This window comes from Sphaerimonospora thailandensis (assembly GCF_016863115.1).
In the GTDB taxonomy this organism is placed as follows: Bacteria; Actinomycetota; Actinomycetes; order Streptosporangiales; family Streptosporangiaceae; genus Sphaerimonospora; species Sphaerimonospora cavernae.
The window spans coordinates 79,607-103,819 of sequence record NZ_BOOG01000017.1 but is presented as its reverse complement, the minus strand read 5'-3'; the positions used below and the strand labels follow the sequence as shown (position 1 = coordinate 103,819).

Annotated in this window: 26 protein-coding genes, 1 tRNA gene and 1 pseudogene; 15 read left to right on the top strand and 13 right to left on the bottom strand. The window is 69.1% G+C overall.

Annotated features, from left to right (window positions below; genetic code table 11):
• Positions 1-84: 84 nt before the first annotated feature.
• Entirely contained in the window at positions 85-666 is a 582-nt protein-coding gene (locus Mth01_RS10310) for a Uma2 family endonuclease (protein ID WP_204015057.1), read from the bottom strand.
• 192 nt (positions 667-858) lie between these two features.
• Between Mth01_RS10310 and Mth01_RS10305 the strand changes: the two genes are divergently transcribed.
• Positions 859-1,791 carry a TIGR03619 family F420-dependent LLM class oxidoreductase gene (locus Mth01_RS10305; RefSeq protein ID WP_204015054.1) on the top strand — a complete coding sequence of 311 codons (933 nt, stop codon included), beginning with the start codon at positions 859-861 and terminating at the stop codon, positions 1,789-1,791.
• 93 nt (positions 1,792-1,884) lie between these two features.
• Here the strand turns inward: Mth01_RS10305 and Mth01_RS10300 are convergent, their stop codons facing one another.
• On the bottom strand, positions 1,885-2,925 hold the full coding sequence (locus Mth01_RS10300) for an aldo/keto reductase (RefSeq protein ID WP_204015050.1): 1,041 nt from the start codon (positions 2,923-2,925) through the stop codon (positions 1,885-1,887).
• Positions 2,926-3,050: 125 nt separating this feature from the next.
• On the opposite strand from Mth01_RS10300, the gene Mth01_RS10295 reads away from it, so the two are divergent.
• From Mth01_RS10295 to Mth01_RS10285, 3 genes are all read left to right on the top strand, one after another.
• Positions 3,051-4,088, top strand: a complete 1,038-nt coding sequence (locus tag Mth01_RS10295) for a DNA topoisomerase IB (RefSeq protein ID WP_239089533.1) — start codon at positions 3,051-3,053, stop codon at positions 4,086-4,088.
• Between the two features lie 154 nt (positions 4,089-4,242).
• Complete coding sequence (locus Mth01_RS10290; RefSeq protein WP_204015047.1) at positions 4,243-4,488, top strand: BON domain-containing protein; 246 nt, start codon at positions 4,243-4,245, stop codon at positions 4,486-4,488.
• Entirely contained in the window at positions 4,485-5,213 is a 729-nt protein-coding gene (locus tag Mth01_RS10285) for a metallophosphoesterase family protein (protein WP_204015044.1), read from the top strand. The genes Mth01_RS10290 and Mth01_RS10285 overlap by 4 nt, the downstream gene beginning before the upstream one ends.
• Positions 5,214-5,307: 94 nt before the next feature.
• On the opposite strand, the gene Mth01_RS10280 is transcribed toward Mth01_RS10285, so the two are convergent.
• Positions 5,308-5,457, bottom strand: coding sequence for a GPGG-motif small membrane protein (locus tag Mth01_RS10280; RefSeq protein WP_204015040.1), 150 nt, complete (start codon positions 5,455-5,457; stop codon positions 5,308-5,310).
• 70 nt (positions 5,458-5,527) lie between these two features.
• Complete coding sequence (locus Mth01_RS10275; protein ID WP_204015037.1) at positions 5,528-6,031, bottom strand: DUF1360 domain-containing protein; 504 nt, start codon at positions 6,029-6,031, stop codon at positions 5,528-5,530.
• Positions 6,032-6,086: 55 nt separating this feature from the next.
• Here Mth01_RS10275 and Mth01_RS10270 point away from each other — a divergent pair, with 55 nt between their 5' ends.
• Positions 6,087-6,683, top strand: coding sequence for a nucleotidyltransferase family protein (locus Mth01_RS10270; protein WP_204015034.1), 597 nt, complete (start codon positions 6,087-6,089; stop codon positions 6,681-6,683).
• Between the two features lie 123 nt (positions 6,684-6,806).
• Here Mth01_RS10270 and Mth01_RS10265 read toward each other — a convergent pair whose 3' ends face one another.
• Complete coding sequence (locus tag Mth01_RS10265; RefSeq protein WP_204015032.1) at positions 6,807-7,187, bottom strand: PRC-barrel domain containing protein; 381 nt, start codon at positions 7,185-7,187, stop codon at positions 6,807-6,809.
• A 180-nt stretch (positions 7,188-7,367) separates the two neighbouring features.
• Here Mth01_RS10265 and Mth01_RS10260 point away from each other — a divergent pair.
• The 3 genes from Mth01_RS10260 to Mth01_RS10250 all read left to right on the top strand — a co-directional run bounded on the left by Mth01_RS10260 (position 7,368) and on the right by Mth01_RS10250 (position 9,851).
• Positions 7,368-7,441, top strand: a tRNA-Lys gene (locus Mth01_RS10260).
• Between the two features lie 380 nt (positions 7,442-7,821).
• Positions 7,822-9,216, top strand: a complete 1,395-nt coding sequence (locus Mth01_RS10255; protein WP_239089532.1) for an APC family permease — start codon at positions 7,822-7,824, stop codon at positions 9,214-9,216.
• Positions 9,213-9,851, top strand: a complete 639-nt coding sequence (locus tag Mth01_RS10250) for a GOLPH3/VPS74 family protein (protein ID WP_204015029.1) — start codon at positions 9,213-9,215, stop codon at positions 9,849-9,851. Before Mth01_RS10255 ends, Mth01_RS10250 begins: the two co-directional genes overlap by 4 nt.
• 25 nt (positions 9,852-9,876) lie before the next feature.
• Here Mth01_RS10250 and Mth01_RS10245 read toward each other — a convergent pair whose 3' ends face one another.
• The 3 genes from Mth01_RS10245 to Mth01_RS10235 all read right to left on the bottom strand — a co-directional run bounded on the left by Mth01_RS10245 (position 9,877) and on the right by Mth01_RS10235 (position 12,397).
• Positions 9,877-10,539: a potassium channel family protein gene (locus Mth01_RS10245; RefSeq protein ID WP_204015026.1), complete on the bottom strand. Its 663-nt coding sequence runs from the start codon at positions 10,537-10,539 to the stop codon at positions 9,877-9,879.
• Positions 10,532-11,890, bottom strand: coding sequence for a TrkH family potassium uptake protein (locus Mth01_RS10240; RefSeq protein WP_239089531.1), 1,359 nt, complete (start codon positions 11,888-11,890; stop codon positions 10,532-10,534). The genes Mth01_RS10245 and Mth01_RS10240 overlap by 8 nt, the downstream gene beginning before the upstream one ends.
• Positions 11,891-11,980: 90 nt before the next feature.
• A complete protein-coding gene (locus tag Mth01_RS10235) occupies positions 11,981-12,397 on the bottom strand; it encodes a VOC family protein (protein WP_204015023.1) in 417 nt (138 codons plus the stop codon).
• Positions 12,398-12,508: 111 nt separating this feature from the next.
• Between Mth01_RS10235 and Mth01_RS10230 the strand changes: the two genes are divergently transcribed.
• Complete coding sequence (locus tag Mth01_RS10230) at positions 12,509-12,949, top strand: pyridoxamine 5'-phosphate oxidase family protein (RefSeq protein WP_204015020.1); 441 nt, start codon at positions 12,509-12,511, stop codon at positions 12,947-12,949.
• A gap of 47 nt (positions 12,950-12,996) precedes the next feature.
• On the opposite strand, the gene Mth01_RS10225 is transcribed toward Mth01_RS10230, so the two are convergent.
• Positions 12,997-13,467, bottom strand: a complete 471-nt coding sequence (locus tag Mth01_RS10225) for a CBS domain-containing protein (RefSeq protein ID WP_204015018.1) — start codon at positions 13,465-13,467, stop codon at positions 12,997-12,999.
• 298 nt (positions 13,468-13,765) lie between these two features.
• Between Mth01_RS10225 and Mth01_RS10220 the strand changes: the two genes are divergently transcribed.
• Positions 13,766-14,326, top strand: a complete 561-nt coding sequence (locus Mth01_RS10220) for a dihydrofolate reductase family protein (RefSeq protein WP_204015007.1) — start codon at positions 13,766-13,768, stop codon at positions 14,324-14,326.
• Positions 14,327-14,561: 235 nt separating this feature from the next.
• Positions 14,562-14,958 (top strand): annotated as a pseudogene (locus Mth01_RS10215) (hypothetical protein); the annotation flags it as partial.
• A gap of 236 nt (positions 14,959-15,194) precedes the next feature.
• Here the strand turns inward: Mth01_RS10215 and secA2 are convergent.
• Complete coding sequence (gene secA2 / locus Mth01_RS10210) at positions 15,195-17,519, bottom strand: accessory Sec system translocase SecA2 (protein WP_239089530.1); 2,325 nt, start codon at positions 17,517-17,519, stop codon at positions 15,195-15,197.
• 248 nt (positions 17,520-17,767) lie between these two features.
• Between secA2 and Mth01_RS10205 the strand changes: the two genes are divergently transcribed.
• From Mth01_RS10205 to Mth01_RS10195, 3 genes are read left to right on the top strand one after another with little or no spacing between them, the layout of a single operon-like run.
• On the top strand, positions 17,768-18,127 hold the full coding sequence (locus Mth01_RS10205) for a VOC family protein (RefSeq protein WP_204015004.1): 360 nt from the start codon (positions 17,768-17,770) through the stop codon (positions 18,125-18,127).
• 51 nt (positions 18,128-18,178) lie between these two features.
• The gene (locus Mth01_RS10200; RefSeq protein ID WP_239089529.1) at positions 18,179-19,156 is read left to right on the top strand and encodes a DMT family transporter; all 978 of its coding nucleotides are present in this window, start codon (positions 18,179-18,181) and stop codon (positions 19,154-19,156) included.
• An 8-nt stretch (positions 19,157-19,164) separates the two neighbouring features.
• On the top strand, positions 19,165-20,709 hold the full coding sequence (locus Mth01_RS10195; RefSeq protein ID WP_239089528.1) for a DUF2079 domain-containing protein: 1,545 nt from the start codon (positions 19,165-19,167) through the stop codon (positions 20,707-20,709).
• Between the two features lie 33 nt (positions 20,710-20,742).
• Here Mth01_RS10195 and Mth01_RS10190 read toward each other — a convergent pair whose 3' ends face one another.
• The 3 genes from Mth01_RS10190 to Mth01_RS10180 form a co-directional block, all read right to left on the bottom strand.
• Positions 20,743-21,894, bottom strand: coding sequence for an FAD-dependent monooxygenase (locus Mth01_RS10190; RefSeq protein WP_204015001.1), 1,152 nt, complete (start codon positions 21,892-21,894; stop codon positions 20,743-20,745).
• 32 nt (positions 21,895-21,926) lie between these two features.
• The gene (locus tag Mth01_RS10185) at positions 21,927-22,526 is read right to left on the bottom strand and encodes a GNAT family N-acetyltransferase (RefSeq protein WP_204014998.1); all 600 of its coding nucleotides are present in this window, start codon (positions 22,524-22,526) and stop codon (positions 21,927-21,929) included.
• Positions 22,527-22,641: 115 nt separating this feature from the next.
• Positions 22,642-23,235: a TetR/AcrR family transcriptional regulator gene (locus Mth01_RS10180; RefSeq protein WP_204014995.1), complete on the bottom strand. Its 594-nt coding sequence runs from the start codon at positions 23,233-23,235 to the stop codon at positions 22,642-22,644.
• A 181-nt stretch (positions 23,236-23,416) separates the two neighbouring features.
• Here Mth01_RS10180 and Mth01_RS10175 point away from each other — a divergent pair, with 181 nt between their 5' ends.
• Positions 23,417-24,202: an NERD domain-containing protein gene (locus Mth01_RS10175; protein ID WP_204014992.1), complete on the top strand. Its 786-nt coding sequence runs from the start codon at positions 23,417-23,419 to the stop codon at positions 24,200-24,202.
• Positions 24,203-24,213: the final 11 nt, after the last annotated feature.

Genomic DNA, 24,213 nt, shown 5'->3' with positions numbered 1-24,213 from the left:
CTGGGGCTTTCCGGCTTCGCCGTGGTTCCGGCGCCGTGACCTTGCCGATTTCCCGAGGACCTTGCTTCGCGCCCGGCGGTGAGCTCAGAGGGTGTCGATTTCGGTGAGATCGAGGTCGATGTCGAAGGGGAGGGTGAGCTTGAGCCGGTCATGGTGGATGCCGGTGAGGGCGTAGGCCTTGGTGGCGGGGTCGAGCTCGTACACGTAGACCGTGGGGCGCCCGGCGTTGTTCTCCACCCGCCAGAAGTGCGGAATGCCCGCCTCGGCGTAGAGCTGCGGCTTGCGCTTGCGGTCGCGCTCCTCGGAGTCCGGTGAGACCACCTCCACTGCCAGCACGACGTCGGCCGCGGCGTAGGCGGTCTGATCGAGGGCGCGGTGGGCTGCGCTCCTGATCACGACCATGTCCGGCTCGGGACGCTGGCGTGGGCCGAGGATGACGCTCATCTCGCGCCGTGGCCGCAAGTCCGGAGGCGCGGAGTCGTGCAGCGCCCGCTCCAGCAGGAACAGAAACAGAGTGTGGAAGGAGGCTTGGGGACTCACGAACACCAAGCTTCCATCAATCAACTCTGTGTGCGCAGGCAGATCCGGAATGTGATCGAGGTCCGCCGCGGTGAACCCTTCCGGAGGTGGGAACACCCAGTCGGGCAGGCGCGGAGAGTCACTCATCGCTTCACACCGTACCTCTGCGGTCATGCGCCCACGGTAGCAACGCGGGGTCGTTTGACGCGGAGATTCCCCACAGGGCGTGTGTCCAGACACGCCCAACCGCATCTCCTGGCAAGGCTCCCTTGGCAGGGGATGCCCGTCGACCGTACGCTGCGCAGGTCGTACGGATACAAACGATTGGAGAAGTCGACTGTGACGCCGCGGATGTTGCTGATCCTCAGCGAGAACTGGACGCTCACTTCGGGCCGCGACCTGCCGACCCTGGTGCGCTGGGCCCGGGAGGCCGAGGACGCGGGTTTCGACGCGGTGATGATCAGTGAACACGTCGTGCTCGGCGAAGACGCCTGCGACAAGGGAGTGATGGGCAACCCGCGTGAGTACGCGATGCCCGGCAACCAGGATCCCCTCACGCCGTGGCCGAACTCGCTGATCCTGCTCAGCGCGATCGCCTCCGCGACGACCCGGATCCGGCTGGTGGCGGGGGCGATCCTCGCCCCGCTGCGGCATCCGCTGCTGCTGGCGCGCGAGATCGGCACGTTGGACCTGATCAGCGAGGGGCGGCTGGTCGTGCAGCCGACGGTGAGCTGGAGCCGCGACGAGTACGCCGCGCTCGGGGTGCCGTTCGAGCGACGCGGCGCCATCCTCGACGAGCAGCTGGCGATCATGGATCTGCTCTGGCGGCGGTCGCCGGTCGGCTTTCGCGGTGAGTTCTTCTCCTTCGAGGACGTCTACTTCGAGCCCAAGGCGTACCGGCCGGACGGGCCGCGGATGTGGTTCGGCGGGCAGCGGCTGCACGAGCCCCTGCTGCGTCGGCTGGTCCGCTACGGCCACGGGTTCCACCCGCTCGGCCAGCCCTCCCGGGACGACCTGCGCCGGTTGGGCGAAGCGATGGCCGCCGCGGGCCGGGACATCGCGGAGCTGGAGATGATCGGCGGCACCCGGGCGGTCTTCCCCGACGACACCTCCTGCGCCGACCTGGGCGCGGCCATGGCCCCGATCGCCGAGCAGATCGCCCAGGGCTTCGGCACGTTCTGTGTCAAGCCCGGCCAGTTCACCGACGACCCGAACGGTGTCGGAGCCCTGTGCCGCGAGGTGATGCGCCGCGCCGAGGCCCTGGCCTCCTGACGACCCGATCAGGGCGCCGACCGCTCGTCGGCCCGGATCAGTCGGCTCGGAGCAGTCGGCCCGGATCAGTCGGCCCGGATCAGTCGGCCCGGATCAGTCGGTGGGGATCACCGCGTACTTGGCGGGATCGTCGTCCGGCACCGACGACCAGGAGCTCGCCGGGTCGACCCGGCCCCGGTCGAGCCAGTACGGGGCCAGCAGCTCACGCAGCCGGTCGGCGCCGACCCGTGCCAGCAGGTCGAACGCGCCCAGGTCGTCGTTGATCTGCTCGCTCGTGCGCGCCCCGACGACCAGTGAGCACAGGTCGTCGTTGGTGAGCACGTACGACAGGCACAGCTGCGCGAGCGTGCAGCCCAGCTCGTCGGCGAGCGCTCGCAGCTTCGGCCGAGCCTCGTCGACGAGGCCGTGGATGTCGCCCGGGTCGTTGCCGGTCATTCGTTGCCCGCGCTTGCCGAGCAGGAAGCCGCCGTCGAGGGCGTCGGATGCCTGCACCTTCAGCCCGAGGTCGGCGATGACGCCGCGGTACGGCTCGCCCTCGGCGATCGAGCGGCGCACCAGGCCGTACTTCAGCTGCGCGAGCGCCGGCGGGGCGACGCCCGCCTTCTCGGCCGCCGCCGCGACCCGTCGGATCTCCGCGGCCGACCAGTTGTTCACGCCCCAGTGGCGCACCCGTCCGCTGCTCACGAGTGCCGCCGCGCCTTCGGCGATCACCTCGTACGGCACGTGCTCGCCGACCAGGTCGCCGAAGACGACGATCTCCGCGCGGTCCGTGCCGATCCGGAACACGGCCTGGTCGAACCGCGCCACGATGTCGCCGACGGTGCCGCTGGGCCCCACCCAGCTCTTCACCTGCAGCACGTAGTCGTCACGCGCGACCCCGGCGGCCTGGATCGCCCGGCCGAAGATGACGTCGGTGGGGGAGTCGAACTGGCCGGGGTGCATGGCGCGGTAGACGCCGACGTCGAAGTACGCCGCCCCGGCGTCCACCGCGGCGCGGATGACGTTGACGGTCTCCTCGAACGTCGTGCGGTCCCACGTGTGCCAGGACCCGAGGGCGAGTGCGGCAATCTCGAAGCCGTCGCGCCCCAGCGGACGGGTGAACACCTTGGCCATGTCGGCCCTTTCTCTGGTCAAGCTGGAAACAGGAGAGATCATATATAATTTCAGATATAATCACACGTCCTCGAGGCCCTGGTTTGCGAAGGAATGTGGCGGGTAATCCGCATTGACGTGTTCGCGCAGGTATGGGGATTCCGGAGATGAGCCGTCGGGCGGCGGTGGCCGCGCTGAAGGCCGAGCCGGTGAGCCTGCGGCAGAGTGATCCGAACGAGCCGGGGATCGGGCGGCGCCGTCGAGGGCGGGGGTTCGGCTACACCTGGCCGACCGGCCGGGCCGTACGGGACCGTGCCGCACTGCGCCGGATCAGGGCCCTGGCCGTCCCGCCCGCCTGGACCGACGTGTGGATCTGCGCGACCCCCGACGGGCATCTGCAGGCGGTCGGCACGGACTCGGCCGGGCGCCGCCAGTACCGATACCACGACCTGTGGCGGGTGCGGCAGGACCGGGCCAAGTTCGATCACGTCCTGGATGTGGCCGAGCGGTTGCCCCGGTTCCGCGAGCGGGTGGCCGAGGATCTGCGGGGTGAGGGGCTGCGCCGCGAGCGGGTGCTCGCGACCGCGGCCCGCATGCTCGACATCGGGTTCTTCCGGGTGGGCGGCGAGGAGTACACCGACTCGTACGGCCTGGCCACGCTGAGGGCCTCCCACATCAGACGCGGTGACGGCGAGGTCGTCTGCCGCTATCCGGCCAAGGGACGCAAGGAGCGCGAACACGTGCTGACCGACGCCGACGTGTGCGCGGTCCTGGGCGAGCTGGCCAGACGGAACCGGGGGGAGCTGCTGCGCTACCGCGCTGACGACGGTGGATGGGCGGACGTGCGCAGCGCCGACATCAACGCCTATCTGAAGGAGGCGTTCGGCACCGAGGTCTCCGCCAAGGACTTCCGCACCTGGCACGCCACCGCGCTGGCTGCGGTCGGGCTGGCCGTCTCCCGCCCGGCCCGCCGGACGGTCGGGCGCAGGCGGGCGGTGGCCAGGGTCATGAAGGAGGTCTCCGAATACCTCGGCAACACTCCGGCCGTCGCCCGCGCGTCGTACGTGGATCCCCGGCTGATCGAGCTCTACGAGAGAGGCAGGACGATCACGCTGCTGGGCCTCGGTGCGGACACCGACCGGGGGAGCCCGGCCACTCACGGCCCGGTGGAGCAGGCCGTCATCGCACTCCTGCGGGGCAGCTGACCCTTTCCGTACGGCTCACGCAAGTCACGACTGGGGCGTTCGGGCGGTGTTTCGCCGGGAAGGCGGCGGGCAGCGGTAGCCGTACGGGACCCTGCCGTACGAACTGGAGCAGGCCGGTGCCAAGTGGAAACCGGGAGGAGACCAGGGGGACGCCATGGAGACTCCGCACTATGTCGCGGCCCGCGTGCAGCGGGTGCTCGCGGAGGACGACAGGACCACAGAACTGGGTATTCGGGTGGACGTACGGGGGGAGCACGTGTTTCTCCGTGGCCAGGTGCCCTCTGAGAAGCGGCGGCGTGTGATCGAGGAGGTCGCACGTGAGGCGACCCCCGGCCTGCGGGTGCACAACGAGATCACGCTCGTCGAGGTGAGAGAGCCGGGGGAGGAGGAGCACTTGTGACGGATCTGCGGATCGCCGCCGTCGCCGACATCCATCTCGGATCGGACCTGAGCGGCCAGTACCGCAAGCGGCTCGAGGACATCGAGCACCGGGCCGACGTGCTGCTGGTGGGGGGTGACCTGACCAGGCACGGCACGGCCACCGAGGGCAGGATCGTCGCCGACGAGTTGCACGGTCTCCCCATCCCCGTCATCGCCGTGCTCGGCAACCACGACTACCACTCGGACGCCGACCGGAAGATCGTTCAGACCCTGCGGGACGCTGGGATCACCGTACTCGACGACGACGCGATGACGATCACGGTCAACGGAGTGCGGCTCGGCATAGCCGGCGGCAAGGGCTTCGGCGGAGGCTTCGCCGGCAAGTGCGCCAGCGAGTTCGGCGAGCCGGAGACCAAGGCGTTCGTCCGCCACACCCGGGAGATCGCCGACCGCTGGCGCCGGGCGATGAAAGACCTCGACGCCGACCGCACGATCGTGTTGAGCCACTATTCGCCCGTCAAGGAGACCCTCATGGGCGAGCCGCCGGAGATCTACCCGTTCCTCGGCAGCTACCTTCTGGCCGAGGCGGCGGATGCGGAAGGCGCTGACCTGTTCATTCACGGCCATGCTCACGCCGGTATGGAACAAGGCGTGACCCCCGGCGGGGTCCGCGTACGGAACGTGGCGCTCCCGGTCATCAAGCACGCCTACGCCGTGTACTGCCTGGACGGTGAAGGCCAGTAGGCCCGGCAGGTCTCCCTCACGAGCGACGACAGTGCGGTCCGAATCGAACAGCCGGGCCGCACCTTCGTCGTAATCGCGATCTGCCATGAGGGGGCTAGGGATTGAAGATGCTGACGCCGCCGGGGCCGATGAGGAAACCGAGGACGATGAGGACGATCCCCCACAGGATGTCCCGGCGGGCCAGGATGACGTAGATTCCGGAGATGACGAGTACGACGGCGATGATCCACAGTAACGTAGCCATATCCGTCAACTGCCCTGACGGTCCGCCCCGTAACATCGTCGAGCCGCGGCCCTGACCCGTGAGGGCGGCGTCACTCGTTCGCGGCCTTCATGAAGCGGCTGTAGGCGAGCTGCAGCCAGTCGGAGGCCGCCACGGCCGCCATCGTCGCGCCCGCCATACGGGTCACCCGGGGGGCGAACACCAGCCCGGCCGCGTATCCGGTGGCCACCCACTGGGACAGACAGAACGGGCAGGTGAGCAGCTCGCCGAGGGCGTGGCGCAGCCCCGACCCGCGGACTCCCTCCTTCAGCTCGGAAGGGCCGGAGACGCCTTCGTATCTGGTGAACGGCGCACGGATCGGGCTGGTGACGGTGTCCTTGGCCAGGGTCCGGGAGAGCCGGTGCGTGAACAGGCCCATCAGCGCGATGTCCATCACGCTGATCTTCTCCGGAGCGTGGCGCCGGCAGAGCCGGGCCGCCGCCAGTAACACGGAGACGGCACCGCCGTACGCCGCGAGGACCCGGGTGTACGACTCGAGCGGGCGCTCTTCTTCACCTTCGTAGGCATGCTGGATGTCCTTGAGGGTCTCGGTCATGCCCGCGCTCTACCCGGGATTGTTTGCGGCGAACATGTGCGGGCAAGCGAGATGAGTGGGCAGTCACGGTCATGCGGTCACCGACGCCATCCTGGAGACGCTGAAGCGTGCCGGCGCCGGTCTCAAGGAGGCCGGGGTCCGGTTCGCCCTGGCCGGAGGCTGCGCCGGGTACGCCAGAGGCGCCGCGCCATCGCTTCACGACGTCGACTTCGCACTCATGGAGGAGGACGTCCCGCTCGCGCTCAAGACGCTGGACGGTCTGGGCTTCCGGACCGCGAAACCGCCGGAGGACTGGCTGGTCAAGGCGTTCGACGAGGAGGGCGTGCTCGTCGACATGATCTTCTCGGTCGCCGAGCGGCCGGTCACCGAGGAGCTGATCGCGCGAGCGCAGTCGATCACCACCGCGGCGATCAGCCTGCCCGTGCTCGAGGCCACCGACCTGGTGGTCTCCTGGATCCTGCCGCTGTCAGAACACAGCTGCGACTACGGATCGCTGCTGCCGATGGTCCGGGCCATGCGGGAGCAGGTGGACTGGGACCGGGTCGCCGCCGTCGTGGCGCCGTCGCCGTACGCGTCGACGTTCGTCACGCTGCTCGAACGGCTGCGCGTCATCGCGCCGACCTCGCCGACCTCGCCGGTCCACTGGCCGTGAGTGAGCCGGGAGGCCGGTAGAGCGGTAAAAGGGCCGCGCCGTACGGCACGGCCCTTCGTGGACGTCTGTCTGCTGCTTTGGATTTTTGGATGGGGATCGGCGGTGGCGGCGGGTCCGCCCTGGCTACATGCCCATGCCGCCCTGCATGCCGCCGGGGCCCTGGAAGCGCCCGTAGTAGTCCGCCACGCGCTCGCGGTAGCCCGCCTCCCGGTAGGCCGCCGAGTCGAACTCCGGCGCACTCTTGATCTCCTGCTTGGTGCGGCCGACGAAGACCTTGCGCTCGCGCATGTCGATCTGGGTCACCACGCTGGCCGGCAGCATGACCTTCTTTCCGAAGATCCAGGGGCCGGTGTCCACGACGATGAAGCTCTGGCCGGCCTCGTTGCTCGCCTCGTCGACGGACCCGATCTTGCCGTCCGTGGCCTCCACGGCGTATCCGGCGATGTCGAGGCCCTGCCCGGTCTCCTGGATGCTGGCGGGATAAGACCAAAGGTCCGGTGTCATGATCTATCTCCCTTCGTCATCGGGATCCGTACCCGGGGCGACAGGGGGCAACATCCAGGACACGTAAGGGTCAGGACAGGCTCTGATTGCCTTCCACGGGTCTTCTCACGTCCGTCAGTGCCGTACGGCCGAGGCCCTCTGGCGTAGAGCACCTCGAGGTGCCGCTACTCTGGAGAGGACGCGCCGCTAGCTCAGTTGGTCAGAGCAGCTGACTCTTAATCAGCGGGTCCGGGGTTCGAGTCCCTGGCGGCGCACCGAAGGAGAGACCCCGGGCCGCAGGGTGCCCGGGGTTTTTCGACCGCCCGTTCAATGGCCTGTTCCTCCGCGGGGAAGTGCGTCTCGTCCGCGGATCGTGGAAGAACTCGATGGCCCCCGCACAGTCGGGAAGAACGTTTCGATCACATCGGCCGCCTGTCGAAGATTTCTACTCTCTTCACCGTGTCTCCTCGGTGGCCGGCACCGGGTGCTGCCGTTCGAGGTCGTGTCTGTTGGCCTATCTGTGGCTTGCGGCACGACGTTCCCTAGAGGAGGATCATCCCCTATGGCCCGGTCGATGGAGCGCATTCGCGTGCCATCGGCTTGCAGGCAGGACGAATTTTGCAGCTTGCGAAACAACGAAATATAGGAGGCTGCCGTGCAGCCACAGGAGACTGTCGAGCGGTTCGGATACCGCCAGGAACTACGCCGCGGTATCGGCCTGGCCGACATGGTGTTCTACGGCCTGATCTTCATGGTGCCGATCGCGCCATTCGCGATCTTCGGCGAGGTCTACCGTGTCTCGAAGGGCATGCCGGCGCTGGCGTACCTGATCGGGATGGTCGCGCTGCTGTTCACCGCGGCGTCCTATGCCCAGATGGTCAGGGCCTTCCCGCTGTCCGGTTCCGTCTACAGCTACGCGGGGCGCGGCATCGCGCCCCCGGTCGGGTTCATGACCGGGTGGGCCATCCTGCTGGACTACATCCTCGCTCCCACGCTGCTGTACCTGATGGCGTCGATCGCGATGAACGCCACAGTGCCGGCGGTCCCGGTGTGGATATGGCTGATCATATTCGTGATCGTGAACACGGTGATCAACCTGCGCGGCATCCGGATGACCGTCTCGCTCACCAAGATGATGATCGTCGTTGAGCTGGTCGTCCTGGCCTTGTTCATCATGGTCGGCCTGTGGGCGATCACACAGGGAAAGGGGCACGGGTTCAGCCTCGATCCGCTGTTCAACTCCGACAGGTTCTCCATGTCGCTGGTTTTCGGCGCGGTCTCCTTCGCGGTGCTCTCCTTCCTCGGCTTCGACGGCATCAGCATGCTCGCCGAGGAGTCCAAGGGCGGCTCGACCCAGGTGGCCAAGGCGATGCGCCTGGCCCTCCTGCTGGCCGGTGTGCTGTTCATCACCCAGGTGTGGGTCGCCGCCCTGCTGGTGCCGGATCCGGCCGCCCTGCTGAGCGGCGAAGACAACGGCACGGCGTTCTACGACATCGCCGCCATCGCGGGCGGCGACTGGCTTTCGAACCTCACATCGGTCGCGACCGCGGTCTCCTGGGGGCTGGCCAACACGTTGGTCGCGCAGGTCGGCGTGTCCCGTCTGCTCTACGCGATGGCACGCGACCGGCAGCTGCCGGCCTTCCTGGCGAAGATCTCGGTCAAGCACTCGGTGCCGGCCAACGCCACCCTGTTCGTCGCCGCGTTGTCCGTCGTGCTGGGCGTGTGGATGGCCAATATCGAGGACGGCGCGAATCTGCTCGTCAGCCTCATCAGCATGGGCGCGCTGATCGCCTTCATAGTCCTGCACGTGTCCGTTATCGTCCATTACCTGGTCCGGCAGCGCTCGACCGATCTGTGGTCCCACCTGGTCATGCCACTGATCGGGATGGCGATCCTCATCTACGTGGTGATCAATGCCAGCATCCTGGCCCAGTGGCTGGGGCTGATCTGGCTGGGCATCGGCGCACTGATCTTGGTCATTCTGTACGCCATGGGCCGGCGCCCCAACCTGTCCGGCTTCGCGCAGCAAGGGAGTACCCCGACGTCATGAACCGGCTGCCGCTCCATCAGGAGTTGTACCTCATCGCCCACGACGACGATGGCAAGGCGTTGATCCAACGGCCGTCCCTGCGCCTCGGACTCGCCGGCGCGGTGCTGCTCGATCTCACGCTGAGCGGCCGACTCAGCGTCACCCAGGGACAGCTCGCCGTCTACGATCGCACCCCTATCGGCGACACGGTCGCCGACAGCCTCATCCCCGCGATCCTGAACGATCGGGCCAACCGCGATCTCAAGATCTGGATCAAACAGATCGCCGAGGACATCTACGACCGCACCTGCGGAAGCCTGATCGCCGCCGGCGTGCTCACCAAGGTGAACAAACGCCGCCTGGGCATGCTCGCGCAGACCCGTTACCAGCCGGTCAACACCACTGCGGCCGTACGCGCGCGCGCCGGGGTGCGTGCGGCCGCCGACCGCCGGGAGGAACCCGACGCCCACTGCGCCGCGCTGTGCGGGCTGGTCGGTGTGCTGCACCTGGAGTCGGTGCTCTACATCGATCAGCCGTCGAGCCAGCTCATCGGGCGCCTGCGCACCATCGCGGGCGAGTACTCCCGGTCGGTTCAGGAGATCGTCGCGACCGTCGACCTGCTCATCGGCGAGGCCGCGGTGGCCGTCTACCGGTGAGAGCGACGGACGGCCGGATCCAGGCTCAGGGCAGCTCGGCGAAGCGTTCGACCTGCTCGGTCCGGCCGGAGACGATGATGACGTCGCCGTAGCCGAGCTCGGTGTCGGCGGTGGCGTACGTGAACTCCTCGCCCGGGCTCTTGACCGCCACGACCGTCACGCCATGCTTGCGGCGCAGGTTCGACTCTCCCAGCGGGACGCCCACGTACTCCTTGGGCGGGCGGGTCTTGATGAGGGCGAAGTTCTCGTCGACCTCTATGTAGTCGAGCATCCTGCCGCTGACCATGTGCGCGACGCGCTCGCCCATGTCGTGCTCGGGAAAGACCACGTGCTGAACGCCGATCCTGCTGAGGATCCGGCCGTGCTGGCGGCTGATCGCCTTCGCCCAGATGTCGTCGATCTCCAGCTCCACCATCAGCGAGGCGGTCAGGATGCTCGCCTCCAGATCGCCGCCGATGGCCACCACGGCCCGGTAGAAGTCGGGCACGCCGAGTTGACGCAGCGCCTCGATGTCGGTGGAGTCGGCCGTGACGACATGGGTGATGTGCCCGGCCAGGCTCTGCACGACCTTGGGCCGGCGGTCGATGGCGAGCACCTCGGTGCCGCGCCGGGTGAGCTCCAGCGCGAGCGACGTGCCGAAGCGGCCGAGCCCGACCACGACGACCGGCTCGCTTGTCCTGTCAGCCAACGATGATCCGCTCCTCGGGTAGCTCGTAACGCCTGGTGCGCTCCTTCAGGGCGAGCGCGGAGCCGAAGGTCAGCGGTCCGATCCTGCCCACGAACATGAGCAGGACGAGCAGCGCGTGCCCGGCCGGGCTGATGTCGGAGGTGATGCCGGTGGACAGGCCGCACGTGGTGAACGCCGAGACGACCTCGAACATTACCTGGTCCAGGCTGTGCGGCGTCAGCACGAGCAGGATGTAGGTGGCGACGACGATCACGGTCACGCTGATCACGGCGATCGTGACGGCCTGGCGCTGCGCCGACTCGGGCAGCCGCCGGTGGCCGATGTTGACATGGGTCTCCCCGCGCAGCTCGGACCAGATGACGAAGGCCAGCAGGCCGAACGTGGTGACCTTGATGCCGCCCGCCGTGCCCGCGCTGCCGCCGCCGATGAACATCAGCAGGTCGGTGGTGAGCCAGCTCGACGGGTACATCTGCGAGATGTCCAGGCTGTTGAAGCCGGCGGAACGCGGCATCGCGGCGGCGAAGAACCCGGCCAGCACCCGGTCGGACTCGTCCAGCGCTCCCAGCGTGTGGGGATTGCTCCACTCGGTGCCGAGGAAGAGCAGGGTGCCCAGCGGCAGCAGGACGGCGGTGACCGTCAGCGTGATCCTGGTCAGCAGAGACCACCTGCTCGGACGGCGCCAGCAGCGGAGCAGTTCGAACACCACCGGGAACCCGAGCCCGCCTGTGATCACCGCGGCCGCGATCGTCAGGCAGATCCACGGGTCGGCCACGAACCGCATCAGGCTGTCCGGCCACAGGGTCACCCCGGCGTTGTTGAACGCGGTGACCGCGTGGAAGACCCCGAGGTAGGCCGCCCGGCCGGGCGGTTCGCCGTACCCGGTGGCGAACCGTAGCGTGAGGATCACCGCCACGACCGCCTCGGAGGCCAGGCTGAACAGCACGACCCGCCGCAGCAGGTGCCGCACGTCCGCCATGCCGATGGCCTTCCGCTCCTCCTGAGCGAACAGCCGGGCGCGCAGGCCCAGCCGGCCGGAGACGAGCACGGTGAACAGGGAGGCCAGGGTCATGATGCCCAGCCCCCCGATCTGGATCAGCACGGCGATCACGACCTCGCCGAACACCGACCAGTGCGCCGACAGGTCCACGACGGCCAGGCCGGTCACGCACACCGACGAGGTGGCGGTGAACAGGGCGGTGAGCCAGTCGGCCGACTCACCCGACTCGGTCGCGAACGGCAGGGCCAGCGCGGCGGTGCCGAGCAGTACGGCGAGGCCGAAGGCCGTCACGATCATCTTGGCCGGATGTTGGAATCCGCTGAGAACGGCCGACGCCCGCCTGGTCCGCCTCATCTCGGCGACTCCCTCGGGTGTTGGGTCATCTGAGGATTATGACCCTACGCGCAGGTTGACTTTGTGCGGGGCGGGCCCGGGTTCGCGCGATCAAAGGTCGATGGACCGGCGGTCCCGGCGGAGTGGGTGGCCTTCGGGGATCTGGACGAGCACTATGGGCGTGCCGTCCGGGTCCTCGATCCACATCTCGATCAGCCCCCAGGGCTCCGTGAGAGGCGGGCGCCGTACGGGCACCCCCGCGGCCACCAGCCGGTCGTGCTCCGCCCGGACGTCCCGGACCTGGAGCCAGATCTGGAGGTGGGCCGCGTGCGAGCCTTCCGAGACCGTGTCGGTCTCAGGGGCCGGGGAGACCTCGAGAAGGCCCTGTCCGAGGAAGAACACCACCCCGGGGTCGTCGGCCGGCCCGAACTCGCGGTACACCGCCAGCCCGAGCACATCCCGGTAGAACCTTCGGCTGGCGTCCGGATCGGCCGGGCGCAGGAGCATCCGGCTGCTGAGCACTTCCATTCCGTTCGGCCTCCTCAGGAACGATGTGTGATGATCGTGCCCGGATCGGGCATGCGGATGAAGGAAGAAGCCGGAAAGTCCCGAAACGGCGGCGATCACCGGGAGGTACCCATGGCAGAGGACGCCGACTCCGGCCGGACCCGGCTGGAATGGCTCGACAAGGACGAATGCCTGGAGCTCGTCGCCTCGGGCGGCGTGGGCCGGGTGGCGTTCAACAGCCCGACCGGACCGGTGATCCTGCCGGTCAACTACACGATGGACGCGGGCACGATCCTGTTCCGTACCGCGCTCGGCGGACCCCTCGACACCGATCTCCGCACCGGGGTCGAGGGCGCCGAGTTCAAGGTCGCCTTCGAGGTCGACCGGATAGACGAGGCGCGCCGGGAGGGGTGGAGCGTGCTCGTACGGGGCGGGGCCCACCACATCACCGGCGAGGAGGAGCGCGCGCAGGCCGCCGCCACCGGCCTGGAGACGTGGGCGGGCGGCGAGCGGGAGCTGTTCATCAGGATCGCGCCCGTCGAGATCACCGGGCGTAGGATCACCCGCGGCTAGAACACGACCTGGGCACGCCGGCCGGGTGGACGGCGCCGTCGTGCTGATCACGGATGCGGCGGCAGTACCGGCTCCAGGCGGAACAGCCCGCCCTTGACGTCGGCGTCCTCGCGGCGCGGAACGCGTCCGGCGACCGCCAGCAGCACGTCCCTCGCGGTGATCAATCCCTCCAGGGTGCCCCGGGGGCTGACCACCGGAACGGCGCCCGCCGCCGAATCGATCATCTGGGCGACCACCTCATCGAGCGGCGAGGTCGGCGCCGCCTGTGGTCCGGGCCTGTCGGGCAGGAGTTCCCTCACCCGCACCCGGGACTGTTCCGCCGGACCTCCCGACCAATGAGAGGACAGGTCCTCCCGCCCCAGCACGCCGACGATCCTGGACTCGTCGTCCACGACCGGCAGGTGGTGCACACCCGCCCGCCGCATGAGCTCCCATGCCATCAGTGGTGATTCGTCCGGCTCGACCGTGACGAGGGTCCGGCTCATCACGTCTGCCGCGATCATGGTCTCGACACCCATCGCTTTCCTCTGATCATCCGTTCGTTCCGTGCCGGTCCCAGGTCGTGTTCCAGCCGGGCCGATCACGGTCTCCGCAGCGATGCGGGCAGCTGTCCTTCCGGTGCTTCTGAGTACCTATGACCCGCCCCAAGCAGGTCATTCACACTTCGCCGACCCATCTGGCTCCGCATCTCCAGCCGACAAATATTTATGCCTTGACAAAAAAAATCGTCGGATGCCATGATGGAGACCGTTCGGCCGACGAGGCGATCCGGACCCGCATTCCGCCAAGTCGGAAGCCATGGAAAGGAAGCAGCTCATGCGCAAGTTCAAGCTCCAGACCCAGGTCAGCGTCGACGGCTACATGGCCGGCCCGAACGGCGAGATGGACTGGATGACGGGCGCGTGGACCGACGACATCGGCACCTACATCAAGGGGCTGATGGAGCCGGTCGACCGCATCGTGCTGGGCCGAAAGCTCGCCGAGGGGTTCATCCCCGCATGGGAGTCCAGGCCGGAGGGCGAGCCCGAGGAGACCATCGACTGGATGAACAACACGCCCAAGGTCGTGGTCTCCAACACGCTCACCGAGTCACCCTGGAAGAACACCGTCGTCGCCGGCGGCGACCTCGTCGAGATCGTGAACAAGCTCAAGGCCCAGCCGGGCGGGGACCTGATCGCGTACGGCGGCGGCACGCTCGTGTCGAGCCTGATCGCCAATGAGCTGCTCGACGAGCTTCACCTGTTCGTCAGCCCGATCGCGATCGGCGCCGGAATGCCGGTGTTCGCGAGCGGCGCCTACCGGCGGCTCCGCCTTGTCGCCGCTCACCCGTTCGAGTGTGGGGTCGTCGCGCTGCACTACGAGCCGAAGCGCGCCTGAAGGCGAGGCGGCAGCCACGGAGTCCGTACCAACCGGGCGGGGCCGGTCGATGACCGACTCTCGCACCCGATGTCCTATTTGAGATAGATCATGGCGATATGGGCGGAAGGTAAAATTTCGTCGCTAAACGTAGTAAAAGTGCATGATCCTGACTTAGTGTCCGATTACCCATTCGTGACCACGTCAGGAGACCCCCATTTCCAGCAACGACGTCACCTGTCCCGTCGAGAACGGCGTGCAGGTGCGGTACAAGGGCAGCACGACGGCCTCGTACTTCTGGGACGACGGCTCCGGCATCAACGGTGACACGGGCGCCCCCGCGTCTGGCCTGCCGATGCAGAAAGGGCTCGCGGCCAGCCCGAGTTGGCCGATGGGCACCAAGGGTTACGTCACCTACCAGGGGAAGAAGGCCGAGTTCTTCGTCGGAGACCGCGGGCCGGGAGTGCCGTCGAACAACGGCATCATGCTCGATCTCGACGGCAAGACGTTCGCCGAACTGACGGGCGGCGAGTGGAACACCTCTTCGTACACCGTCGACGGTGTCGGCGGCATCGGTCACATCCCCGTCGAGTACGTCATCACCGAGTGGGGGGCGGGCCCGGGCAAGAAGGGCGCCCCGCAGCCGTTCTCAAGCGGGGCCTACCGCGTGGTGGACGACGCGCCGCCGCCGTGCCCCACTCCCACGGCCACCCCGGAGATCTCCGCCGCGGTGTTCGTGGGCGCGCTCGCCGCAGTCGGGGTGAAGGCGCTGTTCCGCCGCCGTCCCCGGCCGCTCGCCATGGTGAGCGACCTCCTGAGGAACAGCAGAGACTAAGCCCAGGCCAGACCCTGGTGTTGGGTGTGTTGGGTGTGTTGGGAGAGGAGGGGCTCAGCGCTTGCGGCGCTTCAGGGCGCCGGCGACCCGGCTGAGGATCCGGTCCCACTCGGAGCCGAACGGGTTGTCCTGGACGAGGTAGGTCCAGGTCGCGCTGGGCCGCCGCAGGCCCTGTTCGTCGAGATCACGCGTGAGGTCGGCCTTCTCGAAGGTCTCGATCGACCGTCGTTCGATCTCGTCGAGCATGGCGCGGTAGGCGGGGACCGACTCCTTGTTGAACTCGTCGAGCGGGTTCAGCCGGCCGAGTGCCCGCAGGTGGATGCCCTCGCGGAGGTCGGACAGGAAGCCGAGATGCTCGGTCCAGCACCGGTCCAGATGGAACAGCACGATCTGCCGGGCGGCCCGTTGGACCGCGTCTGCCCCCACCGCCTCGGTGAGCTCCCGGTAGCGCTCCGGGCAGGCGGCCAGCATCGCCCGGGCCGCCGTGTCTCCGTGCAGGACCTTGTCCCGGCGTTCCATGAGCTCCCCGCGCTGCCGCTCGAGCAGGCGGGTGTACCGCCAGGTGTTGCGATGGATCTCGAGGTTGACTCCCTCGGCCACACGTTGGGCGTGTGAGATGAGATAGGCGGCGTGCCTGTCGCGCACCACGCCGTCCGCGTCGGTCGCAGGCAGCGACTCGTCCGCGAGGTAGGCGGTGAGCAGCGTGTCCTGCCCGCTCACGAAGAACACCGAACCCCCGGGGTCGCCCTGCCGTCCGGCCCGCCCACGGAGTTGGTCGTCGAGCCGGCTGCTCTCGTGCCGGCCGGTCCCGATGACGTAGAGCCCGCCGAGCGCGGCCACCTCCCGCTCGCGTTCCTCCGCCCGGCCGCCGCCGAGACGGATGTCCGTACCGCGCCCGGCCATCTGGGTGGAGACGGTGATCGCGCCGCGGGCCCCGGCGCGGGCGACGACCTCGGCTTCCCGCGCGTCGTTCTTGGCGTTGAGCACCACGGGATCCAGCCCCTTGGCGCGCAGGGCCTCGGCGAGGCGCTCGGACTCGGCGATGTCGAGAGTGCCGACGAGGACGGGCCTGCCGGTGGCGTGCCGCTCGGCGATCTCCTCCAGCAGCGCCTGCTCCTTGTCCTCCGCCGTGGCGAAGATCCGGTCGGGCTCGTCGACTCTCACGCATGGCTTGTTCGGCGGGATGACGGCGACCCGCAGGTCGTAGAACTCGCGGAGCTGGTCGGCGACCGCAAGCGCCGTACCGGTCATTCCGCATATTTCGGGATAACGCCGGATCAGGGATTGGATCGTCAGCGAGTCGAGGATCTCCCCGGTCTCCGAAGCGGCGAGCATCTCCTTGGCCTCCACCGCGGCCTGCAGGCCGTCCGGCCATCGCTGCAGCATCGCGACCCGGCCGCGTGAGGCGTTGATGAGGTGCACCCGTCCGTCCCTGACGATGTAGTCCACGTCCCGGGTCAGCAGGGCGTGGGCGTGCAGGGCGAGGTTGACCTGGGTGACGACGCCGGGGTCGGCGTAGAGGTCGACGCCGAGCGCCTTCTCCACGGTGTCGGTGCCCTTGGGCGTCAGGAAGACGTTGCGGCCCTCTTCGTCGATCGTGTAGTGGTATCCCCTCGACAGCCGCCGGACCAGCGCTGCCATCTCCGGCAGGGCCACCCCCTGATCGGCCGAACCCGCCAGCACCAGCGGCACCCGCGCCTCGTCCACCAGCACGGAGTCGGCCTCGTCCACGATCGCGACCTGCGGGGCCGGTACGACCAGGTCGGCCGGATCGGTGCACATCCGGTCGCGTAGCACGTCGAAGCCGAGTTCGCTCACCGCCGCGTAGGTGACGTCACTGACGTACGCGGCCCGGCGCTCCTCGGGCGTCGAACTCTCGGCGATCCAGCCGACGGTCAGGCCCAGTGCGCCGTACAGCGGCGCCATCCACTCGGCATCCCGCCGGGCGAGGTAGTCGTTCACCGAGACCACGTGCACCCGCCTGCCGCGCAGCGCGAACCCGGCCGCGGTCAACGCCCCCACCAGCGTCTTGCCCTCGCCGGTGGCCATCTGGACGACGTGGCCGTCGAGCATGGCGAGCATGCCGGCGAGCTGCACGTCGAAGGGACGCTCGCCGAGCGCGCGGCGGGCCGCCTCGCGTACGACCGCGCAGAACTCGGCGCTGCCGATCCGATCCGCGCCGATCCGATCCGCGCCGATCCGATCCGCGCCGATCCGATCCGCGCCGATCCGATCCGCATCGCTCGGCATGATCTCGGTCCGGTCGCGCAGACCGGCCTCGAGTTCTCCGGCCTCCGCCACGATCCGCTGGAACGGCGCCAGATCGACGCTCCCCGGCTTGTCGAGGAGGCGCCTGATCCAACCGGTCACCCGCGCCATGCCCACGCCCTCCCGCCAATCTTCGCCCGTCGCTCCAGCCTGCTATGCCGGTCACCTCGCGCCGGTCGACATGAACTGGGCAGGGCACTCGCTTCAACGTCCGGGCCGCCGGACTGGTTCCGTCTGCCCGAGTTCCGTCGGCCAGAGTGCCATCTGCCCGGTTCATGGTGCCACCACCCCGTGACTGCTCACGCCGCGCCCGCCGTACCTGACACGCTCTGACAGGTACGGCGGGCAGCATGGCGGGCATGACAACGATCGCGAAGTTCCTCGCCGTGACCATCGACTGCGCCGAGCCGAAGAAGCTCGCCGAGTTCTACTCGAAGATCACCGGGTTCGAGGTGCAGTACGCCGAGGATGAGTACGCCGGCATCGGCGACGGCACCGTCAGCATCTACTTCGGGCGGGTGCCGGACCGGAAGCCGGCCGCCTGGCCCGGCCCGGACAAGCAGTTCCACCTGGACTTCCGGGTGCCCGACGTGGAGAAGGCGGTGGAGGAGTACCTCGAACTCGGGGCGACCAAGCCGGAGTTCCAGCCAGGCCAGGGCTGGATCGTCCTCGCGGATCCCGAGGGCCACCTCTTCTGCGTCTGCCCCGAGCGTTCCTGATCGCCGCCGACCCCCGGCCTCCGGCTGCGAGGATCGCCTGGGGACCTAGTCTTGGTCGGTGACTTCTTCCGCAGAAACCGGTCGGCGCCCATGATGTGGGTGGGAGTGCTGATCGCCCTCGTCGGGGCGCTGGGGTACGCGCTGGGCGCCGCCATCCAGCAGTTCGAGGCCGTAAGAGACGGTGCCACGCTCACGCTGATGAAACGGCCGCGCTGGTGGATAGGCGGCTGCATCGGCTTCGCCGGGGCGTGCCTGCACGCCGTGGCGCTGAGCATGGCACCGCTCGTCGCCGTGCAACCGGTGAGCGTCACGACGCTCGTCTTCGCGGTGCCGTTCGCCGCGCTGCTGCATGGCAGACGACCCCGGCGGCCCGAGATCATCGGGTCGGTGGCGGTGGCAGCCGGGCTGCTTGGCCTGATGCTGCTGGTCCCCGCGCACGACACGACCCCCGTGCTGTCGGACGGATCCGCCCTGGGCCTGATCGGGTGCGTCGGCCTGGTGGTCGCCGTCACGTTCCTGGTGGCGCGATGCCTGCGCGGCCCGCTCAAGGCGCTGTTCATGGCGATCGGCGCGGGCTCGGTCACCGCGACCGTGTCCACGTTCGTCCGGGTCGTCGGCGGCGGTCTCAACGGGGACCTGAGCCGTCTGCTGCACTGGTTCACGCTGGTGATCCCGGCGCTGCTGGTCTTCGCCGTCGTGCTGCTGCAGAAGTCGTACGCCGTGGGCTACTTCGGCATCGCCTACGCGGGGGTCCAGGTGATCGATCCCATCACGTCGGTGGCCGCGGGAGCCGTACTGCTGGGAGAGTCGCTGCCGACCGGCGCGGGCAACGTGATCCCGGCGCTGCTGGCCGCCGGCGTGCTGATCGGCGGCACGATCACGCTGGGCCGCCTGACCCCCGATCACACCCGTGCCGCCCCGAGCCCGACCGATGAGCCGCCGGTGCCTGTCGGCAGCCAGGTGGACAGTCAGGTGGACGGCCAGGTGGACGGCTCTGTCGGCGGCGCGTTGGGCGCGGGGCGAGTCTGAGTGCGCCGGTGACAGAGCAGACGCGGACGATCGACCGCGAGCCGGCCGGCCCGACCGAGCCGACCGGCTCCCCGCCGAGAGCCGGCAGAGCGGTGCGGCGGCTGGATCGGCATGTCGTCGGGGTGGCCGCGATCACCGTGTCGGCCATCGGGGTCTACACGCTGCTCGGACTCGTCCGCTTCTACCTCTACCGGGCGACCAGCCTCGACCTCACCCTGTTCGATCAGACGATCCGCGGGTTCGCCCGGCTTGGAGCGCCGACCAGCCCGCTGCGCGGGGTGGACCTCGGGGAGGGCGTCGACTTCGTCCAACTCGGCGAGCACTTCTCGCCGATCCTCGCGGTGCTCGCCCCGTTCTACTGGCTGCACGACGGCCCCGAGACGCTGATCGTCGCCCAGGCCGTGCTGTTCGCGCTGGCCATCCCCCCGATCTGGGTGTTCACCCGGCGGGTGCTCGGCACGGCGCCCGCCTATTTCGTCGCCGTCGCGTACGCCCTGTCCTGGCCGGTGGCGCAGGCGGCCAACTTCGACTTTCACGAGGTCGCGTTCGCGCCCGTGCTCACCGCCCTCGCCATCGAACGGTTCCACGCGGGCAGGCGTCTCGCCGCGGCGGTGGCGATCTGCGCGTTCCTGCTGGTGAAGGAGGACACCGGCCTCATGGTCGCCGGGTTCGGCTGCTGCCTGCTGGTGACGCGCGGCCGACGGCTCGACGGGCTCGGCTACCTCGGGCTCGGCATTCTCTACACGGGCCTCGCCAGGGGGATCCTGATCCCGGCGGTCGGCGGCGATCCCGGCCTCTACTGGGCCTACGACCACCTGGGCAGGAGCGTGCCGGAGGTGCTCGCCACGGCCGCCGGTGATCCGACGCGCGTGCTGGAGATGCTCGTCGGCCCCCAGGTGAAGATCGACACTTGGGCGTTCCTGCTCTGGCCCGCCCTGTTCACCTGTCTGTTCTCGCCGCTGACGCTGATGGCGCTGCCGCAGATCCTCGAGCGGATGCTCTCGGACCGGGAGATCTGGTGGGGCGTCGACTTCCACCACAGCGCCTTCACCGTGGCGGTCCTGCTGTGCGCGGGGGTGGACGGCGCGTCCAGGTTGCTGCGGTGGGTCCGGCGCGTGTGGCCGGATCCGCGGGCGGGTGCGCTCGCCTGGGCGGCCGGGGTGTGCGTGGTCGCGCTCACGCTCGTGCCGCGCTTCCCGCTCGACCAGCTGATCCGGCCCGAGTTCTACGAGACTCACCCGGACGTGGTCGCCGCCGGGCAGGCGGTCAGGATGGTGCCCAGCGGTGTGGCCGTCGAGGCGGTCAACCACGTGGGACCGCACCTGTCCGCCCGGACGACCGTGCTGTTGTGGAACGACCGCCCGCCGGTCGCCCAGTGGATCGTGGCGGACACGGCCAGGGGAGCCTACCCGTGGGGGTCGGTGGACCGGCAGCGGGAGCGGGTGGAGGAACTGAAGACGATGGGCTACGAGGTCCTGTTCGACCGCGAGGGATACGTGGTGCTGTACCGGAGTGCTCCGCCGCCGGGCGCGGCGGCCGAGTTGGCCAGGTGACCGGGGCCTGGCTTCCGTGCCGATCCCTTATGGTCAGCGGTCGGGGCTCGCCGGACGGTTGAAGACGTCGTCGAACTGGCGGAAGGCCACATTCGTGCCGAGCGCGCCGATGGCCAGCAGCATCGCGTCGCGTACGGCCACGGCCGGCCCGCGGCGCCATCGGGTGAGGCGGCAGATCGCCCGAGACCTGCGGACGATCCGGGTGGTCCGCGCCACCCTCGCCCGGCTGTAGGCGGCCAGATCGACGGCGGTGCCTGCCTTGACGGCCGCGCCCGCGTTCCGAGCCAGCACGACGGCGTCCTCGATGGCCTGGCAGGCGCCCTGTCCGAGATTCGGCGTCATCGGATGCGCGGCGTCGCCCACCAGCGCGGTCCTGCCCCGGTGGAAGGCGGGCAGCGGCGTGTCGAGGCTGTAGATGTCATGGCGGAGCACCGCGCCGGGATCGGCCGCGGCCAGCAGTGCGGGGATGGGGGCGTGCCAGTCACCGAACAGCCGGATCAGCTCGTCCTTCTCACTCGACGCGCGCAGGCCCGGCGGCACCGTCGCGGTGGCGTAGCAGTACACCTGGCCTCCGGCCAGCGGCATCACGCCGAAGACGGTGCCGGCGCCCCACGTCTCGGAGGCTCTCGGCGAGTCCGATCCCGGGCCGACGACGCGCCAGCTCGTCACGCCCGCGTAGCGCGGCTCCGGATGCCCGGGGAACAGCGTTCTCCTGGTCGCCGACCGGATGCCGTCCGCGGCGACGATCAGGTCGCCCTCGATGGTCCCCTCGTTCGTGACGACCCGGCCCGCCGCCGGATCGACCGACTCGACCCGGCGGTTCAGGTGCAGCGCGCCGGCGGGCAGCCGTACGGCCAGCAGGTCGACGAGCGTCGCACGCAGGAGCAGCACGACCGGGTCGCCGTACCGGGCCATCATGGCGTCGGTGTCGGAGCGGGAGAGCCATCGGCCGTCCGGGCGGCGGATGCCGCCCTCGCCCTGGATCGCGGACAACTTCCGGACCTCGTCGCCGATCCCCATCGTGTCGAGCGCCCGCAGCGCGTTCGGGGCGATGGCCAACCCCGAGCCGATGGGATCGATGGCGGCGGCCTGCTCCAGGACGGTAACTGTCCAGCCCTCCTGCGAAAGGGCCACCGCTGAGGTCAACCCGCCGATGCCCGCCCCGATCACCACCGCGTGCGACATGCCGTGCTCCCTGCCTCTCGGACGGAACGCGCCTACTCTAGATCGGGAACCGGGCGGTCGAGGAGGCGGGCCCGGTGGGGCGGCCACTCATCGTCCAGGATGGAGTAGCAGGGGCTGTCGCGCCAGGTGCCGTCGGGCCGCCGATACTGCCGCCTGAGCACGCCCTCCCGGACGCCCCCGATCCGCTTGATGGCGGCCTGCGACCTCAGGTTGAGGATGTCGGTCTTGAACAGAACGCGGGTGAGGCCCAGAGTGTCGAAGGCGTGGTCGAGCAGCAGGATCTTGCACTCGGTGTTCACCGCGCTTCGCCAGTAGGCCCTGCCGTACCAGGTCGAGCCGATCTCCACGCTCTCGTCGAAGCCGGAAACGTCCCAGTAGCCGGTGGAGCCGACGGCCCGCCCCGTCTCCTTGAAGACCACGGCGAACTGCGTGGTCGCCGGTCGGGCCAGGAGCGCGGCGACGTGACGCCGCATGTCCTCCTCCGAAGCGGGAGCGGGGGCGGGCCGCCACCGCCACACCTCCTCGTCCCCTCCCAGCGCGGTGAACAGGTCGGGCACGTGGTCGAGGGTCAGCGGCGCGAGCCGTACGACCCGGCCCTCGAGAACAACGGGTTCCGGCATCTTGGCGGTCATGCGCCCGACGTTATCCGGCGCGTACGGCACCGCCGTATGGCCACTTCGAGGTGATCCACGGGGACCACTTGGCCGGTGGAGAGGCGATGTCGACACCCATACCGGCTGGTATTTGTCAGGCATTCCCCAGCGACCTGAGGAGGAGGTCGGCGAAGTGACGGCCGATCTCGGGGCCGGACAGCGGGCCGTCGGGGTGATACCAGGTGCCGAGATGGTGGACCGAGCCGAAGAAGAAGCCGACCACGATCTCGGCCGGGATGTCGTCGCGGAACACCCCGGCCCGCTGACCTTCGGCCACCAGGTCACGGAAGCGCTCGTGATAGCGGCGGCGCTCGGCTCTGACGGTCTTGTATACCTCGGGCGAAAGCTGGTGCATCGACCGGAAGAAGACCTTGGAGTCGTCGAGGTTGTCGACCGTGGTGACGACGACGTCCGTCGCCGCCGCGTGCAGACGCTCGGCGACCGGGCCGGCCGCGTCGGCGAACATCGTCAGCCGTTCCGTCTGCATGCGCAGCACACGCCCGTAGATCTCGTGCAGCAGATCATCTTTTGAGGCGAAATAGTGGTACATCGCACCCTTGGTGACTCCGGCCGCCGCCACGATCTCCTGTACCGACGTGCTCTCGAAGCCGCGCTCGGCGAACAGCCGGGTCGCCTCGGCCACCAGGCGCTGCCGTACCGGCTCCTCGGTGGTCGTGCCCCGCGCCATCCGTGCCTCCTCGTGTGTCGCCGACAAGCGTACCGACTGGTCGGTCAGGACAGTGTCGACTGGCGGAAATGCGCTACTTCCATCACCTTAGGAGAGCTGGGATTCCCGATCGGGTATCCCTGGAGAAACCGCCGCCGGGGCCGGGCGCCACCGCCGGCGGCGACGAGTGGGGGGAGTTCGCGTGCCCAGTGGGTCGATCTATGTCCCGCAAGACGAGAAGTTCACCGGGGCCTCACCGCAGAACCTCTATGTGACCTTCTGGTATGCCGGACGCAAGAACAGGCTGCGCATCCGTGCCGCCATCGCCGTGGCCGGGTTCGTCGCGGGGAACCTGCTGGCCGCCCGGTTCGGGCTCGACGCGTTCGCCACCGGCCTGGTGCTCGCCGCCGCGGCGGCCCTCACCGACTTCCTCATCGCCTGGCGGTCGTACGAGCGCACGGCCGTGTGGCGCGGCAAGCGCCGGGGCGAGGTGCGCACCGGCCGGCTGCTGCGCAGAGGCCTGCGCAGGTACGGCTACCGCGTCATGGACGGCCGGGCCGTACCGGGCGAGGCGTCGATCGACCACCTCGTCATCGGTCCGGGCGGCCTGTGGATCGTGGACAACGAGGCCTGGTCGCCGGACACCGTCATCGCGCGATATGGCGAGCGGCTGTTCTTCGACGAGAAGTTCGGCACCTCGGCCGCGAAAGGGCTCATCGACGCCGCGTCGTCGATGGCGGCGCTGCTGAGCAGGGAGACCGGCATCGACGTGTCGATCTCGCCCGTGCTCTCCGTACACAGCGGCAAGATCGTGCGGGACGGTGCGATCTGGGGACGCGGCGGCACGATCACGGGTGAGGGCCTGACCGTCGCCCATCCGCGCCGGATCGCGCGCTGGATCCGCTCGCAGCACGACGCCGAGCTGACGGAGGAGCAGATCGAGCTGCTGGCGCGTACGGCGGCCCGCATCCTCCGCCGCATGTCGTGACCGGATCGAGT

Coding starts and splice junctions, on each gene's coding strand:
- Mth01_RS10310 (WP_204015057.1), bottom strand. CDS start 666: ATGAGTGACTCTCCGCGCCTGCCCGACTGGGTGTTCCCACCTCCGGAA.
- Mth01_RS10295 (WP_239089533.1), top strand. CDS start 3,051: ATGAGCCGTCGGGCGGCGGTGGCCGCGCTGAAGGCCGAGCCGGTGAGC.
- Mth01_RS10290 (WP_204015047.1), top strand. CDS start 4,243: ATGGAGACTCCGCACTATGTCGCGGCCCGCGTGCAGCGGGTGCTCGCG.
- Mth01_RS10280 (WP_204015040.1), bottom strand. CDS start 5,457: ATGGCTACGTTACTGTGGATCATCGCCGTCGTACTCGTCATCTCCGGA.
- Mth01_RS10275 (WP_204015037.1), bottom strand. CDS start 6,031: ATGACCGAGACCCTCAAGGACATCCAGCATGCCTACGAAGGTGAAGAA.
- Mth01_RS10265 (WP_204015032.1), bottom strand. CDS start 7,187: ATGACACCGGACCTTTGGTCTTATCCCGCCAGCATCCAGGAGACCGGG.
- Mth01_RS10250 (WP_204015029.1), top strand. CDS start 9,213: ATGAACCGGCTGCCGCTCCATCAGGAGTTGTACCTCATCGCCCACGAC.
- Mth01_RS10240 (WP_239089531.1), bottom strand. CDS start 11,890: ATGAGGCGGACCAGGCGGGCGTCGGCCGTTCTCAGCGGATTCCAACAT.
- Mth01_RS10235 (WP_204015023.1), bottom strand. CDS start 12,397: ATGGAAGTGCTCAGCAGCCGGATGCTCCTGCGCCCGGCCGATCCGGAC.
- Mth01_RS10230 (WP_204015020.1), top strand. CDS start 12,509: ATGGCAGAGGACGCCGACTCCGGCCGGACCCGGCTGGAATGGCTCGAC.
- Mth01_RS10225 (WP_204015018.1), bottom strand. CDS start 13,467: ATGGGTGTCGAGACCATGATCGCGGCAGACGTGATGAGCCGGACCCTC.
- Mth01_RS10220 (WP_204015007.1), top strand. CDS start 13,766: ATGCGCAAGTTCAAGCTCCAGACCCAGGTCAGCGTCGACGGCTACATG.
- secA2 (WP_239089530.1), bottom strand. CDS start 17,519: ATGGCGCGGGTGACCGGTTGGATCAGGCGCCTCCTCGACAAGCCGGGG.
- Mth01_RS10205 (WP_204015004.1), top strand. CDS start 17,768: ATGACAACGATCGCGAAGTTCCTCGCCGTGACCATCGACTGCGCCGAG.
- Mth01_RS10190 (WP_204015001.1), bottom strand. CDS start 21,894: ATGTCGCACGCGGTGGTGATCGGGGCGGGCATCGGCGGGTTGACCTCA.
- Mth01_RS10185 (WP_204014998.1), bottom strand. CDS start 22,526: ATGACCGCCAAGATGCCGGAACCCGTTGTTCTCGAGGGCCGGGTCGTA.
- Mth01_RS10180 (WP_204014995.1), bottom strand. CDS start 23,235: ATGGCGCGGGGCACGACCACCGAGGAGCCGGTACGGCAGCGCCTGGTG.